The organism is Haloactinospora alba (genome assembly GCF_006717075.1).
GTDB lineage: Bacteria > Actinomycetota > Actinomycetes > Streptosporangiales > Streptosporangiaceae > Haloactinospora > Haloactinospora alba.
The window spans coordinates 3,226,258-3,245,519 of sequence record NZ_VFQC01000001.1 but is presented as its reverse complement, the minus strand read 5'-3'; the positions used below and the strand labels follow the sequence as shown (position 1 = coordinate 3,245,519).

Annotated in this window: 7 protein-coding genes and 1 pseudogene; 6 read left to right on the top strand and 2 right to left on the bottom strand. The window is 66.9% G+C overall.

The genetic code is table 11. From position 1 onward, the window contains the following. Positions 1–26 precede the first annotated feature (26 nt). On the top strand, positions 27–3,485 hold the full coding sequence (locus FHX37_RS14535; RefSeq protein ID WP_141924408.1) for a LamG-like jellyroll fold domain-containing protein: 3,459 nt from the start codon (positions 27–29) through the stop codon (positions 3,483–3,485). A 143-nt stretch (positions 3,486–3,628) separates the two neighbouring features. Beyond that, a complete protein-coding gene (locus FHX37_RS23900) occupies positions 3,629–10,159 on the top strand; it encodes an RHS repeat domain-containing protein (protein WP_141924407.1) in 6,531 nt (2,176 codons plus the stop codon). Positions 10,160–11,292: 1,133 nt separating this feature from the next. Here the strand turns inward: FHX37_RS23900 and FHX37_RS14525 are convergent. Continuing rightward, the gene (locus FHX37_RS14525) at positions 11,293–11,676 is read right to left on the bottom strand and encodes a thiol-disulfide oxidoreductase DCC family protein (protein ID WP_141924406.1); all 384 of its coding nucleotides are present in this window, start codon (positions 11,674–11,676) and stop codon (positions 11,293–11,295) included. Between the two features lie 268 nt (positions 11,677–11,944). Between FHX37_RS14525 and FHX37_RS14520 the strand changes: the two are divergent. Continuing rightward, positions 11,945–13,204 (top strand): annotated as a pseudogene (locus FHX37_RS14520) (AAA family ATPase); the annotation flags it as partial. 188 nt (positions 13,205–13,392) lie between these two features. After that, a complete protein-coding gene (gene galE, locus FHX37_RS14515; protein ID WP_141924405.1) occupies positions 13,393–14,409 on the top strand; it encodes a UDP-glucose 4-epimerase GalE in 1,017 nt (338 codons plus the stop codon). A 91-nt stretch (positions 14,410–14,500) separates the two neighbouring features. Here the strand turns inward: galE and FHX37_RS14510 are convergent, their stop codons facing one another. Continuing rightward, on the bottom strand, positions 14,501–15,772 hold the full coding sequence (locus tag FHX37_RS14510) for an FAD-dependent oxidoreductase (protein ID WP_141924404.1): 1,272 nt from the start codon (positions 15,770–15,772) through the stop codon (positions 14,501–14,503). Positions 15,773–15,931: 159 nt separating this feature from the next. On the opposite strand from FHX37_RS14510, the gene FHX37_RS14505 reads away from it, so the two are divergent. Both FHX37_RS14505 and guaA read left to right on the top strand, forming a co-directional pair. Beyond that, on the top strand, positions 15,932–17,506 hold the full coding sequence (locus tag FHX37_RS14505; RefSeq protein WP_141924403.1) for a succinic semialdehyde dehydrogenase: 1,575 nt from the start codon (positions 15,932–15,934) through the stop codon (positions 17,504–17,506). Between the two features lie 154 nt (positions 17,507–17,660). Then, positions 17,661–19,247 (top strand): glutamine-hydrolyzing GMP synthase, encoded by a 1,587-nt coding sequence (guaA, locus tag FHX37_RS14500; protein WP_141924402.1) that lies wholly within the window; start codon positions 17,661–17,663, stop codon positions 19,245–19,247. Positions 19,248–19,262: the final 15 nt, after the last annotated feature.

Sequence of the window (19,262 nt, the reverse complement as noted above, 5' to 3'; positions counted from 1 at the left end):
CGACATGAGAGGCGAGGCGCGACACTATGCGCGCTGCGATGCGGGCGGCCGGCGCCGCGGTAGCGGGATTCGTAGTGCTTCCGGCACTGGTGACAGGAACAGCGGAAGCTGACGAAGCTACCGGACCCGAAACGGCGCAGGAGCGTGAGGCGCTGGCTGAGGCGGATGACAGCGGCGAACGTGTCGAGGTCCCGTCAGCCACCACCGAAACGACCCAAGTGTTCGCCGAACCGGACGGCACCTTCACCCTGGAGGAGTACCCGCAACCAGTGCGGGTGCGTGACGGAGACGGGTGGACTCCTGTCGACACCACCCTCACGCAGCATGAGGACGGCACCATCGGCCCTCAAGCGGCTGCCGCCGACCTCGCGTTCTCCGCTGGTGGTGCAGCGCCGATGGCCCGGATACAGCTGGGATCCAACACCGTCGAACTGGACTGGGTCAGTGAACTGCCCGAACCGCAGTTGGACGGAAACACGGCCACCTACCCTGACGTCTTACCTGACGTGGACCTGGTGTTGACCGCCGGCGTGGACGGTTTCTCCCAGGTTCTGGAGGTGCACAGCGCCGAAGCCGCAGCCAGCCCCGAGCTGGACCAACTCGAGTTCGCCCTGGACACTACCGGCGTGGAACTGAGCCGGGACGAGGCCGGAAACCTGACAGCCGCCGGGAACGACGGTGGCGAGGACGTGTTCGTGGCCTCGGCACCGCAGATGTGGGACTCCGGTGGAAACCAGAACGAGGGCGGGGACGCACCGGCCGAACTGCGCACCCAAACACCCACCTCCGGTGACCGCACGGCTCGGGTCGACACGGATCTCACACCGGATGCGGTCACGCTTACCCCTGACCAGGAGATGCTGGACAGCGCGGATACCACATATCCCGTCTACATCGACCCGTCAGTGTCGGTGAACCGTGAGGACTGGGCCTACGTCGACAAGCAGTACCCCTCCACCAGCTACTTCAACAGTTCGGACGAGGACACCGGTGTCGGCTACGAACCCCAGTACGGCCACACCAAACGGGCCTTCTGGGAGTTCGACGTGGCGGGACGCACCAAACGCCCCCACACCGTCATCGACAGCGCGACCCTGCGCATGGAGGTCACCCACGCGTTCGGCTGCACCGGCGCGGAATTCAGCCTGCACCTCACGGGAACGATCGACTCGGATACCACCTGGAACAACCAGCCCCGCAAAGCGGACCACCAGGACACCGTCGACGTGGACCACGGGCGTCCCGGCTGCGACGGCCCCGGCGTGGAATTCGACGCCACCGACGCCTACACGTCCGGCGTGGACGAGGACTGGCCGAACGTGACCCTCGGCCTGTACGGCAACGAGACCGCCTCCGGAGACAACTGGGACTGGCGACGGTTCGCCAAGGACCCCAAACTTGTCGTGAAGTACAACACCACCCCGGCGACACCGAAAACCGACAGCATGTCGGACTCACATGGTGGCGTGTGCTCCACGGACCCGGATGACCCCCGACTGATCAACACCACCGAGCCGACACTGCGCGCCAAGGTACGCGACTACGACTCCAAATGGGGCGGCCAGAAAGTCAAAGCCCGGTTCGAATGGCGCGAGCACCCTGACGGGGACACCCTCGGCGACGCCGACTCGGCCTCGACCGACGTGGACGAATGGCCCGACGGCTCATACCGCAGCGCCCAAGCCAGTGGTCTTCCCGAAGGTCCCGTCGTCGGCTACCGTGCCAAAGCTTCCGACGGCCAGCACTGGGGTCCCTGGTCGAACTGGTGCTACGTCGAGGTGGACACCGACGCCCCCGACACCGGACCGGAAGTCTCCTCCACGGACTACCCCGACGACGACACCACACACGGTGGTGTCGGGGAAGCCGGAGAATTCACGTTCAGCGCCAACGGCGTCGCGGACGCGGAGGCGTACCACTACAGCGTCAACGACGCCTCCTGCTCCACCGAACTCATACCGGACGAGCCGGGAGATTCGGTCACAGCCGCCATCACCCCGCGTGCGGACGGACCGAACCTGATCCACGCACGCACCACGGACGCGCACGGCAACTCATCCGAATGCGTACTCGTACACACCTTCACCGTCGCCCCGCCCAGCAGCGATGTGGCACGTTTCCGTATGGATGAGGGGAGCGGAGACACAGCGGCCGACGCCGTCGCCGACGGGCGTACTGCCACAGCGGTCGGCAACGTGGAATGGACCCGGGGACGAGTCGGACAACCCGACGGCGACTCCTACCGGGCCAACGGCACCGCTGTCCTTACCGACGGGACCGATGACAGCCGCCTCGCCACCGACGGGGCTGTCGTCGACACCAGCGAGGAGTTCTCCGTCGCAGCCTGGGTGCGGCTGGACAGCAAGGAGGCCAACGCAACTGCGGTTTCCCAGGTTGGAAACGCGCAGAGCGGCTTCTACCTCGGATACCAAACCACATACGGACATGACAACTGGGTACTGAAGATTCCTCCGGAAGACACCGTCGGCGCTTCCGGTTGGACCCGTGCTGTGTCCAACGAACCCGCCAAGACTGGGGTATGGACTCATCTGTTGGGAACAGTGGACCCAGAGACCGGTGAAGCGATCCTGTACGTGAACGGAGTGCGTCAGGACACCACCGAAAAACGGGAAAACCCGTGGAACGCTGGCGGGCCGCTCGTTATTGGCGGAGCCAAATTCGAGGAGGATCCCGCAGACGCCTGGCCCGGCGCTATCGACGACGTGCGCCTGTGGGACCGGACGGTCATCGGTGAGCAACCGGACGGCTCTGATAGAAGGCCGGAAACCTGGAGGTTGGCGAATCAGCCGGCGGCGCTGGCAGGACGCTGGCGGTTGAACGAGACCAGTGGAACCGAAGCCGCGGACTCCAGCGACCACGGCCTGACCGGGACGCTGCACGGCGATCCGGAAACCGTGTGGAGCGGTGCGACTAATCCCGCCACCTCCTCCTCGGGAGCCACGGTGGACAGCTCGGAGGATCGCATCACCACGGATGCTCCAGCCGTGCGCACGGACCGCAGTTTCAGCGTCGCCGCCTGGGTGCGGTTGGACGAGAAAGGCGCGAACTCGACAGCGGTGTCCCAGAACGGGAACGTGCACAGCGGGTTCTACCTCGGCCACCAGAACACCTACGACTGGGACAACTGGGTGCTGAAGATGCCCCCGTCCGACGACGCGGATGCCAGCGGCTGGCACCGTGCCCTGTCCGGAGGAGCTCCCGAACTCGGTGCGTGGACGCACCTGGCCGCAACCTACGACCACACCACGAACGAGCTCACCCTCTACGTCAACGGGGTGAGGCAGGGCACCACCGACACCCACGAAAGCCCGTGGAACGCCGACGGCTCCCTCACCCTCGGCACCGGACGGTTCGAAGGCAGCCCCAACGGCTCCTGGAACGGCGACATCGACGACGTGCACGTCTACCAGGGAGTACTCAGCGCCGCCGGAGTCGAGCGGGTCAAGGAGGGATACCTGCCCTGAGCGTCTCCCACCCCCCGCGTTAGGCCTGTTCGGTGAACGCGCCGCAGAACACGCGTCCATCGAACAGGTACCACCCCCACGATCCCCCTTCCCCCCAGATACGGCACCCGGTGGGAGGAGCCGCCGGGTAGGAGGAGCCTCCTGTGCCCACACCCCCCGACACGCCGGTGAGACCCCGCTCCCGTGGCCGGTCGTGGTTCACCCAGGCGACAGCGTTCATCCTCGTGGCCGGGCTGATCTCGGTCATGCCGGCCTCCGCTGTGGCCTACAACGACCGGCCCGACGTACCCGAACAGGAGTCCGTGGCCGGGAAAACCGCCGCACCGGACGCGAGCGGCGCCGATGACGCCGTGGACGAGGCCGCGGTGACCGAACTGGAGGACGCCGACTGGCCGGACCGGCACACGGTCGAGTTGGCACCCGGTTCCGGCTCCCCGGAACCGCGCACGTTCCGGGCGCCCGACAACAGTGACGGCACCGTCGCCACCCTGGGCGCGGTGGACGATGACACCCGTTCCGACTGGGAATCCCCCCTGTCCCGCGGGGAAGACGACCCGGGGCGGCACAACGCGCTGGCACCCCGCCAGCCCGAACCGTCACCGGAAGCCTCACCCTCCGCGGCCCCCGAACCGTCCGCATCCCCCTCCGCTCCCCCCTCTCCCGACCCCACCTCCGGCCCCGGTACCGGGGAGGACAGCGGCTCCGAACCGGAGGACGCCCCCTCGGAGAGCACCCCGGAGGAGACCCCGGACGACGCCCCGGCGGAGGAGACACCCGAGCGGGAACACCCGCGCGAGGTCGCCGACGCCGAGCTGGAGGTCCTCGGCCGCGAAGCGGCCCAGCAGGCCGGAATCGACGGTGTGCTGATGCGGCTGACCCGTACCGACGGTGGGGACGCGGCGGGTCCTGTCGCCGTCGGCCTGGACTACTCCGGCTTCTCCTCCGCGTTCGGCGGGAACTACGGCTCCCGGCTGGAGCTGGTCGCCCTGGACGACTGCACGGAGGAGTCCGGCGACCCGCGCGACTGTTCGGCCACCGCCGAACTGGACTCCACCAACGATGCCGAGTCCCAGACCGTCCGGGCCGTGGCCCCCGCCACGGACGGGGACGGGACCCTGCTCGCGGCCACCGCAGACGAAGGTGACGACGACAGCAGCGGCGACTACACGGCCACCAAACTCTCTTCCTCATACGAATGGAACGTGGGGCTGCAAACCGGCGACTTCTCCTGGTCGTACCCCATGTCGGCTCCCGCCGTCGCCGGGGACCTCGCCCCGGACGTGGCACTGAACTACTCCGCGCAGAGCGTGGACGGCCGCACCGCATCCACCAACAACCAGACCTCGTGGATCGGGGAAGGGTTCGACTACGACCCCGGCTATATCGAGCGTAAGTTCAAACTCTGCGACGACGACGGGAAAGAGGTCGCCGACCAGTGCTGGGGGCGCGAGAACGCCACCATGATGCTCGACGGCAGTTCCACGGAGCTGTTCGTCGACGAGGACGGCGAATGGCACGCCCGCGACGATGACGGTGCCACCGTGGAGAAGCTCACCGGTGGGAACAACGGCGACAACAACGGCGAGTACTGGAAAGTCACCACCACGGACGGCACCCAGTACTACTTCGGCAGGAACCGCCTACCCGGCTGGACCTCCGGCGACCCCGAGACCCGGTCGGCGCTGACCACCCCGGTCTACGGCAACGACTCCGGGGAGCCGTGCCACGCCTCCACGTTCGACGAGTCCTGGTGCCAGCAGGCCTACCGGTGGAACCTCGACTACGTGGTGAACCCCCGCGGCAACGCCATGGCCTACTACTACGAACAGGAGACCAACAACTACGGGCGTAATCTTGGGGACGAGGCCACTCCCTACGACCGCGCCTCCCACCTGAAGCGCATCGAGTACGGGCTGCGCGAGGACGACGTGTTCGCCACCGCACCCGCCCGGGTCCAGTTCGACGTCAGCGAGCGCTGCATCCCCACCGACGGGTTCGACTGCTCCGCGGGCAAACGCAGCGACGACAACGCCGACCACTGGCCCGACACCCCCCTCGACCGGGAATGCGACGGGGACACCTGCCCCGACACGCACTCGGCGACGTTCTGGTCCACCAAGAAGCTGGACACGGTCACCACCCAGGTGCACGACGGGAACGAGTACACCGCCGTTGACTCCTGGGACCTCCAGCACGAGTTCCCCGACTCGGGGGACGGGACGGACCCGGACCTGTGGCTCGCCTCGGTCTCCCACACCGGCCACGTCGGCGGCACCGCCTCCGATCCGGACCTCACCTTCGGTGGGACGGCCATGCCCAACCGGGTGGACAGCACCTCCGACGGCCTCGCCCCCATGCGCAAGTGGCGCATGACCTCGGTGTACACCGAGACCGGCGGCCAGATCGACGTGACCTACTCCGACCAGCAGTGCTCCCCCGACGACACTCCGGACCCCGACTCGAACTCCGAACAGTGCTACCCCACCATCTGGACACCGGAAGGTGGGGCGGAGCTCACCGACTGGTTCCACAAGTACACCGTCACCCAGGTCGCGCAGAAGGACCTGGTGGCCCAGCAGCCCACGGTTCTCACCTCCTACGAGTACGACAACCCCGGCTGGCACTACGACGACCCCGACGGCATCGTCCCCGAGGAGCGCAAGACCTGGTCCCAGTTCCGCGGTTTCGAGACGGTCACCGTCCGCAAGGGCCACCCCGACCAGACCCGGACCGAGACCCAGCACCGCTTCTTCCGCGGCATGGACGGCGACAACCAGGAGTCCGGCTCCGACCGGTCGGTCAAGGTCACCGACTCCGAAGGCGACAGCGTCACCGACCACGACGCCTACAACGGCATGACCCGCGAGGTCATCACCCGTGACGGTCCCGGCGGGGACGTCGTCGAGAAGACCATCACGACACCGTGGAAGAACAGGACCGCCGAACGCGACTACGACTGGGGCACCCTGCGCGCCCACATCACCAAGACCGAGACCACCGAGGAGTACACCCCCACCAGCGACGGCCGCCAGGTAACCCGCACCACCAGGAGCTTCGACGAGCACGGTTTCGTCACCGAGACCGACGACCAGGGCGACACGTCCACGAGCGACGACGACCGCTGCACCCGCGTCGAGTACGCCCGCGCCCCCGATAAGGGCATACTGGACACGGTGCGCCGTGAGGAAACCGTGGCGGCCTCGTGCGACGCCACCCCTGACCGTCCGGCGGACGTCGTCAGCGACGACCGCACCCTCTACGACAGCGGCGACTACGGCGACGCCCCCAGCCAGGGACTGGTGACCGGGAAGCAGCGCGTGGCCGAGTACACCGACGGCGACGCGCAGTACGAAACCACCGAACAGACCACCCACGACACCTACGGTCGCGAACTCACCAGCACCGACGCGCTGGACAACACGACCACCACCGAGTACTCCGGCGACACCACCGGAGGGGCGGCCACCACCGTCACCACCACCAACCCCCTGGGACACACCACCGAGAAGCATCTCGACGCCCGCTCCCAGACCGTCGCCGAGATCGACGCGGACGGGAACCGCACCGACGTCGAGTACGACCCCCTCGGCCGGATCACCGCCGTGTGGCTCCCGGACCGCTCCAGGGAACGCGACGAGTCGGCGAACAAGAAGTTCGAGTACAACGTCCGCAAGGACGAACCCACGAGCGTCGTCACCCGCGAGCTCAACGAGAACGCCGAGTACATCACGAGGTACGTGATCTTCGACGGCCTCCTGCGCGAGCGCCAGACCCAGGAACCCGCCCCCGGCGGAGGCCGTGCCATCACCGGCACCCTGTACGACTCGCGCGGCAACGCCGTCGTGGAACGCGACACCTACTACAACGAGAAGGCACCCGAGGGCGCGCTGTTCGCGGTGAACAACACCGACGAGATCCCCCGCCAGACGGAGAAGGTCTACGACGGGGCGGGCCGGGTCACCGACGAGCTCCAGGTGTCCCGTGGCGAGGAGCAGTGGCGCACCACCACCCAGCATCTGGGGGACCGCACCAAGAGGACCGTTCCCGAGGGCGGTACCGGAACCACCGAGATCACCGACGCCCGGGGCCGCACCGTCGAGAAGCGGGACCACCACGGCCGCAAACCCGAAGGGGAGTACGACGCCACCACCTACACCTACGGCAAGCACGACAAAGTCGCCACGATGACCGACCCGTCCGGCGCCACCTGGACCTACACCTACGACCTGCGCGGCCGCAAGGTGGAACAGACCGATCCGGACGTGGGAACGACCACCATCACCTACGACTCCCTCGACCGGAAGACGACCATCACCGACGGGCGCGGTGAGACCCTGGCCTACACCTACGACGCGCTCGGCCGCGAGGTCGAGATGCGCGACGACTCGCCCGACGGCGACCTGCGCGCCGAGTGGGAGTACGACACCGAGGCCACGGGTGAGCTCACGTCCTCCACCCGCCACTCGGGCGGGGACGAGTACACCTCGCGGGTGCTGAACTACGACGAACGCGACCGTCCCACCGAGGAACGGATCAGCATCCCCGCATCCGAGGGGAAGCTGGCCGGCGACTACGACGTCAGCACCAACTACAACCCGGACGGCTCCGTGAGCAGCACGGAACTCCCCGCGGCCGGCGACCTGCGCCAGGAACTCGTCATCAACGAGTACGACGACATCGGAAACCCCACGAAGCTCACCACCACCGACGGCGATGTCGTCACCGGCACCCTGTACACCAAGACCGGGAAGCTGGCGCAACGCGAGTTCAGCCGCGGCGGCTTCTACTCGGAGAAGACCTGGGAGACCCGCGACTACGAGGAGGCGACCGACCGGCTGTCCGAGGACAGCGTCGTCCACGAGACCGGTTCCGGGTCGTTGAGCACCCGCACGTACACCTACGACGACATCGGCAACATCCAACGCCTCACCGACAACCCCACGAGCGACGGGCTCCCGTCGGACACACAGTGCTTCGACTACGACCACCAGCGCCGCCTCACAGAGGCGTGGACCCCCGACAGTAGCTCGGAATCCGCCTGCCAGAACGAGCCCGACTCCTCCGCGCTGGGCGGTGTCGCCCCGTACTGGAACTCCTACACCTACGACGCCGTGGGCAACCGGCTGCAGGAGACCCGCCGGGAAGGCAACGGCACGACGGTGCGCGAGTACACCATCGCCGGTCAGGAAAGCGGCCCCCAGCACGGCGTGTCCTCGGTGGCCGAGAGCGGCCCCGAGGGGGAGAGCACCTCCAGCTACAGCTACGACGACGCCGGGAACATGGTCAGCCGGGACACCGAGGACGGGAAACAGGAGCTGACGTACAACGCCGAGGGCAACCTGGTCAACGTCAGCGGCGGAACCGAGACGGACTACGTCTACGACGCTGACGACGAGCGCCTGCTGCGCCGGGCGGGGGCGACGACGACGCTGTACCTGCCGGGGATGGAGGTGAGCTTCACTGCGGGGGAGGACTCCACCGAGGCGAAGCGGTTCTATGAGCACGGCGGGGACTCTGTCGCGGTGCGGCGCAACGACGGGTCGCTGCACTGGACGTTCAACGACTACAACGGCACGGGGACGTTGTCCATGGACGCCGATACGGGGGCCACGGTGCAGCGGTGGTTCTCCCCGTTCGGTCAGCTGCGGGGTGAGGACGCCTCGGCCGGTTCCGGTGGCCAGTGGCCCAGTGACAAGGGTTTCGTCGGCGGTACCGATGATTCCTCCACGGGGCTGACCCAGTTGGGGGAACGCGCCTACGATGCCGCGCTGGGCCGGTTTCTGTCAGTGGACCCGTTGATGCTGCCGGGCAACGCTCAACAGATGCACGGGTATGCCTATGCGAACAACAACCCGATCTCAATGAGCGATCCGTCCGGGCTGATGATGCTTGATTCTGGGTGCTGTGCCTCGACTAGTAATGATCCTCCGCGCGGGATCAGTGATATTAGGCAAATCAAGCAAGAGGCGATGTGGACGCAGCAGGGGCGTGATATAGAGAAGATGCGGCAGAACAGTGGTGTCTACCAGAGGCCGTATTACCAGAACAAGCAGAGTTCGTTCTATACGGGAGCTTCAGCAAGCGGAGGGGTTCCTTACTACGGAAATCCGTCCGGTGGCGGGAGTTCGTCTGGAGGTTCTCCCGCTCCTTCTGATCCATACAGCGGTCCTGCGACTGACCCTGATGAGGAAGCCCGGGATAACTCCAAATCATGGTACGAGTCAGCTGCTGACTTTGGTTCTTCCGCGTGGGACTGGACGAAAGATAACTGGGAAGGCGTTGCGACTGCTGGCGTTCTGGGAGTTTGTGTGGCTGCGAGTGGTGGTGCGTGCCTCGCTGCGGGAGCAGGACTTGTTGGAGCGCAGGTAACAGTAGATGCCGTGGAAAAAAATGGTGATATTACTGAAATGGACTGGGGAAGGCATGGAGTGAATTCTGCTTTGTTGGGTGCAGGGGGAGCTTTTTCTAAATGGGCCGTCAGTGGAAGAGTATTTTCGAGGTCGGGTTGGGGTAAATTTGCAAAGAGTGGGCCGCGTGAAAAAATTCTTCCGCACGATAAAGGTGCTGCACATAGAGGCGTGGGAAGCACGCATTTGGGAATGACAACATTTAATATGGGAGTGAATGGCGCATCCTGGACTGCTACTCAGGGGGCTTCGGAGTATTTTAATTAATTTAGCTTTCATGTGGTTGTTATTTAAATATAACGGATGAAAATTTGGGTGTTATAAATATTTTTGCATGGAACGGCCAGCGGCGATTGGTTAATTAATGACATTAAGAAATTGGTATACAGCATCCTTTTCTATTTTGGTATCTTTGGGTTTGTCTCTAGGTTTGTTTTTTATTGGGGCAAGCTCAGAAAAAACAAGTCCTTATGTAGATTTTGCAGTTCTTTCTTTTGTGTTTTCTTTTCTCGTTTGGATTATTCTCAAATCAGGTTTTTTCACAAATATTAAAATAGAAGATAATTTTATATTTGTGAAAAATTTTCTATTTGAATATAAAATACCTTTTTTTAAAATAAAGGACATAGGAAATCCAGAAGATTTATATATAGAAACGCACGACGGAGAAAAATACCATTGCATAAATTTCTCGCCGTCTCTTTTGGGTCACATTTTTAAATACCCTACAAACACGAAGGCAAAGAAAATAATTGAAAAAGAAGTTGAAAAAGACAGTAAGGAAGGTAATTCCTCGATAGAGAGGCACATATACATTAATATATATTTCTTTATATTTATCTATATAATTTTTTATTTATTCATGTATATCGGATATATAATATGAGATTCATGTATGGCGGGAACGTTAGGGTTGAGATAAATGTTCCTGCAGTGTTTTGATGTGGCAAATATTGATTTTTCTTTTATATAGGCTTGGAGTGCACTATTAATGTAAATTGTAATACCGACCTATTTTACTCGGAGACAATTGCACCAAAATGAATATGTATTTTCTTTGATTTTTTCTCTTTTTTTGTTTTCTTTCTCTGTGCTTCTTATATTCAAAAATAAATATTCCCAGAAATCGGTTCTTGATAGTTTAAAATTGCTTAGATCTGCTAAAATTTCTGCATATATTGTTGGATTTTGCTTTCTTTTGGTTTCCATGCATGTATCAATCGTTTCATCTATGGCATTTTTTGGTTGATTGTGCCTATCCTTCCGGTGTTGTCTGTTTTTGCTTTTAAGATGGAAACCGGTTGCTCAGTTGCTTCGGCCGGGTTTCGTTCTCGCGCCGTCCGGATGTGCCGGATGCGGCAGCCGGAGCATCTCCCAGCAGAGGAACACCCCGCAGCGGGCTACCCGGGCCATTGTTCACTGGGGAGGTGGCAGGCCGGGGTGGTGCCGGGCAGCCGGTGCCGGTTGTCGGCCACGAGACGGTAGACCCGCTCCGCGAGCGGGCGAATCCCCGGAGCACCGAGCGCACGCCCCACCACACGCCAGCCGGGGCCGCACCGGCGCAGTAGCGCCGCTACGGCCGCCGCACCGCCGTGGACCCGTTGGTACTCGTCCACGAACACCACCTCACGGCGGGCACGACTCTCCGTCGTCCCCAACGCCGCGACGTCGGCTGCCTGCCACGGCAGCAGCGCGACATCAGCGGGAAACCGGGCCGCCAGGCGGACACTCCGGGTGCAGAATCCGCAGTCGCCGTCGTACAGCAGGACAGGGACGGTGCTCATACGCGCTCTCCTCGTGGCGGTCCCCGCTCCAGGCGGCACAGCCGCACTGTGGGGGAGGGGCCGCGGTCGCTGGCCCCAACGGGCGCATACCCGCCCCGGTGTCGGCCGCAACACGGTAGTCTCCCCACAACGCGTGCCGCGAGGGGACCCCCGCCCCTCCCGCGCGGCCCCGGATCCCGAGCACGACCACCGCAGGGAAAGGAGTACCTCCCGCGTGAGCGACAGCGGCGACACCACCGCGCAGCAGCGTGTCCTCCCCGTCCCCGCCATGGGGCTCGTGGTTCTCGTCGGCGTGTCCGGATCGGGCAAGTCCACGTTCGCCGCCCGCCACTTCCTCCCGACACAGGTGGTGTCCTCGGACGCCTACCGCGGGGTGGTCAGCGACGACGAGAACGACCAGTCCGCCACCGGTGACGCGTTCGACCTGGTGCACCGGATCGTCGGCAAGCGGCTGCGGCGCGGCCTGCTCACCGTGGTGGACGCCACCAACGTGCAGCGCGAGGACCGCGGCCAGCTCGTGCGCCTCGCCAAGGAGCACGACGTTCCCGCCAGCGCCATCGTGCTGGACGCGTCCGACGGCCTCGTCCGGGAACGCACTCGCCTGCGCACCGACCGCGACATCGAGCCCGATGCTCTCGCCCGCCAGCAGCACGACCTGTCGCGCGGCCGCGCCCAACTGGACAAGGAGGGCTTCCGCCGCGTGCACGTCCTGGACGCCGACGAAGCCGGCACGGCCGTGGTGGAGCTGGAACCCTCACCCCACGACAGGCGGGAGCTGTCCGGCCCGTTCGACATCATCGGCGACGTGCACGGCTGCCGCGCCGAGCTGGAGGACCTGCTCACCGACCTCGGCTACCGGATCGAACGCGACGACGCCGGGGAGCCCACCGGAGCCCGCCACCCGGACGGCCGCACCGCCCTGTTCGTCGGCGATGTCGTGGACCGCGGCCCGGACAGCCCGGGCGCGGCGCGGCTCGTCATGAACATGGTGGACAGCGGGGACGCGATGTGCGTGCTGGGCAACCACGAGCACAAGCTGCTGCGCGCCCTCAACGGCCGCAACGTGCGGCTCCAGCGCGGCGTGGAACAGACGCTGCAGCAGCTGGAGTCCCGCACTGCGGAGTTCCGCGAACGCCTTCGGGAGTTCTGCGACGGCCTGGTCGACCACTACGTGCTGGACGGCGGCGACCTCGTGGTCGCCCACGCGGGGCTGAAGGAGGCCTACCACGGCCGCAGCTCGGGCCGGGTGCGTTCGTTCGCGCTGTTCGGCGACACCACCGGCGAGACCGACGAGCAGGGGCTGCCGGTGCGCCTGCCCTGGGCGCGGGAGTACCAGGGGAAGGCCATGGTGGTCTACGGGCACGTGCCCACCCCGCGACCGGAGTGGGTCAACAACACCATCTGCCTGGACACCGGCTGCGTGTTCGGCGGGGAGCTCACCGCGCTGCGCTACCCCGAGCGGGAACTGCGCCGCGTTCCCGCGCACCGCACCTGGTACGAACCCACCCGCCCGCTGCATGAGGAGAGCACCGGTACCTGAGGTGGAGCGGCTTGACGCCCTCCCGCCCCAGCTGCCAGTGGGGTAGCGCGGGTTCCACGCCACCCTGTGCCGCCGGCGCGCAGCGGACTAGCCGCGGGAGGCCCGCCGCGGCGCACGGCGCCTATCCTGGGGCGCGAAGGACGGGGAGAGACAGCGACAGCCCGGGGGCGCGAGGGATGAACGTTCTGGTGACCGGCGGTGCCGGATATATCGGCACACACGTGGCGGTGGAGCTGAGCAACGCCGGTCACGGGGTGGTGCTGCTGGACTCGCTCGCCAACAGCCACGCCGAGGCGGTGCGGCGGGTGGAGCGCGTCACCGGCCGCGAGGTCGCGTTTCACACGGCCGACTGCACCGACCCGGTCGCAGTGGACCGGGTGTTCACCAAGCACACCGTCGACGCGGTGGTGCACTGCGCCGGGCTGAAGGCGGTGGGGGAGTCCACCGAACAACCGGTGCGCTACTACCGCACGAACCTGAACGCGGTCCTCACCCTGTGCGAGGTGATGCACGCCCACGGGGTGGGCGCCATGGTGTTCAGCTCCTCGGCGACCGTCTACGGCGACCCGGAGACGGTGCCGATCACCGAGGACATGCCGCTCGCCGTGGCCAACCCCTACGGCGCGACCAAACTGTTCGCCGAACAGGTCCTCGCCGACACGACGGCCGCGACCAGCGGGTGGAGCGTCATCGCGCTGCGGTACTTCAACCCGATCGGGGCGCACCCCAGCGGCCTCATCGGGGAGGACCCCCACGGCGTCCCCAACAACCTGTTCCCCTACATCTCCCAGGTGGCGGCCGGGAAGCGGGACAAGCTCTCCGTGTTCGGCGACGACTACGACACACCCGACGGCACCGGGGTGCGCGACTACCTGCACATCGTGGACCTCGCCCGGGCGCACGTCGCCGCCGTCGAGCACCTCGCGGACGCGTCCGGCTACCGCGCCTACAACATCGGCACCGGCACCGGAGTGTCGGTGCTGGAGTCGATCCGCGCGTTCGAGCGGGCGAGCGGCCGCCGCGTCCCCTACGAGGTGACGGCACGCCGACCCGGTGACATCGCCACCTGCTACGCCGACCCGTCGGCGGCCGAACGCGACCTGGGCTGGCGCGCGGAGCTGAGCGTGGAGCAGGCCTGCGCGGACGCGTGGCGCTGGCAGTCCGCCAACCCGAACGGCTTCGCCGGCGGTTAACCCCTCGTCCGGCCATCGATCCCGGAACCAGCGCCGGGTCGGGTCGCCGAGTACGGACCCGGATCCGGGACCGCCGCCCGCGGCGGGCGGGTCAGCGGGGCGGCTCCGCGGCGGTGCCGTACTGCGGCGTCTCCACGTGCTCCGGCCGCAGACCCAGCATCAGGACCCGGCCGATGAACCGCGACCAGGCTCGCGTCCCGGCCAGGGCCCGCACCGGCGGCGAGAAGGCGGGCAGGTCGGGGGCCCCGGACAGTGCCCTGCTGATCACCTGGCGCTGGACGGCGCGCTGCAGCGCCTGCGTTCCCACGGTGGGCCACTGCCGGCGGCGCTGCACCCGGGCCAGGAGCTCGGGGTTGAGCGTGCGGGTGAACCGGTCGGGGTCCTCCTGCGCCCGCCGCAGCGGCGCGGCCAGCAGGTTCGCGGCGGCGACGGCGTCCTGCACCGCCAGGTTGATCCCCACCCCGCCGACCGGGGTCATGGTGTGCGCCGCGTCGCCGAGGCACAGCAGCCCCGGCCGGTACCAGCGGGAGAGGCGGTCCAGCCCCACGTTGAGGAACGCGACCTCATCCCATCCCCCCACCTCCGCCACGCGGTCGCCGAGGAAGGGCAGGGCCTCGCGCAGCCCGTCGTGCAGGTGCTCCACCGGCCGGGCGCGCATGTGGGCGTAGCCGCCCTTCGGGATGAGGTAGGCGATCTGCCAGTAGTCGCCGCGGTCGATGGCGGCGGCCATCGCCCCGCGCCCGATACCCCCGGCGAGTCCCTCCGGGTCGTCGGCGGAGCGGGAGAGGCGCAGCCACAGCACGTCCATGGGGGCGCCGAGCTCGGTGGGTACCAGGCCCGCGGCGCTGCGCAGCGGGGAGTCGCGCCCGTCGGCGGCGACGGTGAGCACCGCCCGGATGTGGTGCCGCCCCTCGGGGCCGGTGCAGCGCAGCCCGCGCACCGCCCCGTTGTCCCGCAGCAGGCCGGTGCTCTCGGTCTCGGTGCGCAGCCGGAAGGTGGGGTAGCGCCGGGCGTGTTCGGCGAGCATCCCGAGGAAGTCCCACTGGGGGACCATCGCCAGGTAGGGGTGGGGGCTGGGGAGGTCGCCGAGGTCGACGTCCACGAACGGCTCCTCGGCGGTGCCGACACGCAGCCGGTCGATCCTGCGCTGCGGGAGGCGGGCCATCTCCGCGCCGAGCCCGAGCTCGTCGAGGATCTCCAGGGTGGAGGGGTGGACGGTGTCGCCGCGGAAGTCGCGCAGGAAGTCGGCGTGTTTCTCGCAGACGGTGACGTCCACGCCGGCGCGGGCGAGCAGGAGCCCGAGCGTGATCCCGGCGGGACCGCCCCCGGACACGGCGACGGTGGTGGTCTCGGTGGGTGCCAACGGTGCCTCCTACCCGCCGTGGCGGCTCCGGGGCGATGACGAAGCGGTTCACCACTCGGCAGGATTCAACCGCGTGCGCGCGCTGTTGTCCAGGACCAGGACACAGCTTTGGTTACCTGCGGGTAGTCAAAGTGGGGTGGGACACACTAGGGTTCCGGCATGGGTACCGCCACGAACAGCTCCACGGAGGCTCCCGCGCTCGACCCCGCCATGGTCGGCCGGATCACGGGACACGTCGCCAGCGCCTCGGGCGCCACGACCACCACGAACGCCCCGTTCACCGGGAAACCGCTCGTCGACCTCCCCCAGTCGGACGCGGCCGACGTCACCGCGGCCTTCGAACGCGCCCGCGCCGCCCAGGAGGCCTGGGCGGCGACGCCGGTACGCGAGCGCGCCGAACCGTTCCTGCGTTTCCACGACATGGTGCTCGACCGTCAGAGCGAGATCCTCGACATCATCCAGTGGGAGACCGGTAAAGCCCGCCGCCACGCGTTCGAGGAGGTCTACGACGCCGCCGCCGGGACCCTGCACTACGCCCGGCGCGCCCCGAGCCTGCTGCGCAGGCGCCGCACCGCCGGGGCGATGCCGGGTGCCACCCGCGCCTACATGCACCACCAGCCCAAGGGCGCCGTCAGCGTCATCACACCCTGGAACTACCCCCTGGCGCTGCCGGTCGGCGACGCCGTCCCGGCCCTGATGGCCGGCAACGCCGTCGTCGCCAAACCCGACACCCAGACCGCGCTGTCCGCGCTGTGGGCGATCGACCTGGCACGCGAGGCCGGGCTGCCCGCCGACCTGTGGATACCGGTTCTCGGTGAGCCGGCCGAGATCGGCGACCCCCTCGTGGACGAGTGCGACTACGTCGCCTTCACCGGCTCCTCCGCCGTCGGCGCGCACATCGCCCAGCGCGCCAATGCCCGGCTGGTGGGCTGCTCCGCGGAACTCGGCGGGAAGAACCCCATGATCGTCTGCGAGGACGCCAACGTCGACTGGACCGTGGAGGGCGCCATACGCGCCTGCTACAGCAACGCGGGCCAGCTCTGCATCTCGATGGAGCGCCTCTACGTGCACGAGGACATCTACGACACCTTCGTGCCGAAACTCGCCGCGGCCGTGCGCGACATGACGCTCAACAACCGGCTCGACTTCTCCACCGACATGGGCTCGCTGACCTACCAGCGCCAACTGGACCGCGTCACCGAGCACGTCGACGACGCCCGCTCCAAGGGCGCCGAGATCCTCGCCGGCGGCAACCCCCGGCCCGACCTCGGTCCGCTGTTCTTCGAACCCACCCTCATGACCGGCGTCGGCGACACCATGTCCGCCTGCGCGGCGGAGACCTTCGGCCCGGTGGTGTCGGTGTACGGCTACGGCAGCGACGACGAGGTGGTGCGGCGCGCCAACGCCACCGAGTACGGTCTCAACGCCAGCGTGTGGAGCCGGGACACCGGACACGCCCGGCGCCTCGCCGAGCGCCTCCGCGCCGGGACGGTCAACATCAACGAGGGCTACGCGGCCGCGTGGGCCAGCTACGGCGCCCCGATGGGCGGCATGAAGTCCTCCGGTGTGGGGCGCCGCCACGGCGACGAGGGGATGCTGCGTTTCACCGAGCCCCAGACCGTCGCCAGCCAGCACTACATCGGGTTCGGCGGCCCGCCCGGCATGGGCGGGGACACCCTCGCCAACCTGATGACCACCGGCGCGCGGATGATGAAACGCTTCCACATCCGGTGAACCGGCGGGTGCCCGTTGTCGGCGGCGGGCACCCCCGCCCAACCGCCTCCCGCGGGCACGTGAGGGTCCCGGCTCCTGTCCGGCGAACATCCGCCGCCGGACAGGACCTAAACTGGGACCATATCCATGTGTCCACCTGCGGGAAGGCCGTTACGTGTCTCTTGGCGGTGCTGACGACAGCACATTCGACACCGTCCTCGTCGTCGATTTCGGTGCGCAGTACGCGCAGTTGATCGCGCGCCGCGTGCGCGAGTGCCACGTGTACAGCGAGATCGTGCCCCCGACCATGCCGGTCGCGGACATGCTCGCGAAGAAACCCGCCGCGATCATCCTCTCCGGCGGCCCCGCCTCGGTCTACGCCGAGGGCGCGCCCCGGGTCCCCGCAGGACTGTTCGACACCGGCCTGCCCACCTTCGGCATCTGCTACGGGTTCCAGGCGATGGTGCAGGAGCTGGGCGGCACCGTCGCCGAGACCGGCAGCAGCGAGTTCGGCCGCACCCAGGCGCGCACCGGCAGCGGCGACAGCGTCCTGTTCGGCGGCCTGCCCGGGGTCCAGACGGTGTGGATGTCGCACGGCGACTCCGTCACCGCCGCCCCCGAGGGCTTCACCACCACCTCCACCACGGACTCCACCCCCGTGGCGGCGGTGGAGGCACCCGACCGCGGCCTGTTCGGTGTCCAGTTCCACCCCGAGGTGCTGCACACCGACCACGGCACCGAGGTGCTGCGGCGCTTCCTCGAGGCCGCCGGGTGCCGCCGCACCTGGACCATGGTGAACATCGTCGACGAGCAGGTCGAGCGCATCCGCACCCAGATCGGGGAGAAACGCGCCATCTGCGCGCTGAGCGGCGGCGTGGACTCCGCCGTGGCCGGCGCACTGGTGCAGCGCGCCATCGGTTCCCAGCTCACCTGCGTGTTCGTCGACCACGGCCTGCTGCGCAAGGGCGAGGTGGAACAGGTCGAGAAGGACTTCGTCGCCGCCACCGGCGCGCAGCTCAGGGTGGTCGAGGCCCAGGACCAGTTCCTGGCTGCGTTGGAGGGGGTCAGCGAGCCCGAGGAGAAACGCAGGATCATCGGCCGGGAGTTCATCCGGATCTTCGAGCGCACCGCCCGCGAGCTCGTCGCCGAAAGCGACGCCGCCGGCCAGGACGTCGAGTTCCTCGTGCAGGGCACCCTCTACCCCGACGTGGTGGAGTCCGGCGGCGGCAACGGCACCGCCAACATCAAGTCGCACCACAACGTCGGCGGGCTGCCGGAGGACCTCGCGTTCGACCTGGTGGAACCGCTGCGGGAGCTGTTCAAGGACGAGGTCCGCCGCGTGGGCGAGGAACTCGGCCTGCCCCACGACATGGTGTGGCGCCACCCCTTCCCCGGCCCCGGCCTGGGCATCCGCATCATCGGCGAGGTCACCCGCGAACGCCTGGACACCCTGCGCGAGGCCGACGCGATCGCCCGCGAGGAGCTCTCCCGCGCCGACCTCGACGGCGAGATCTGGCAGTGCCCCGTGGTGCTGCTGGCCGGCGTCCAGTCCGTAGGGGTGCAGGGTGACGGACGCACCTACGGCCACCCCGTGGTGCTGCGCCCCGTGAGCAGCGAGGACGCCATGACCGCCGACTGGTCCCGGGTGCCCTACGACACGTTGGCCACCATCTCCAACCGCATCACCAACGAGGTAGGCGGCATCAACCGGGTGGCCCTGGACGTCACCAGCAAACCCCCCGCGACCATCGAGTGGGAGTGAGCGGATCCCTGATTC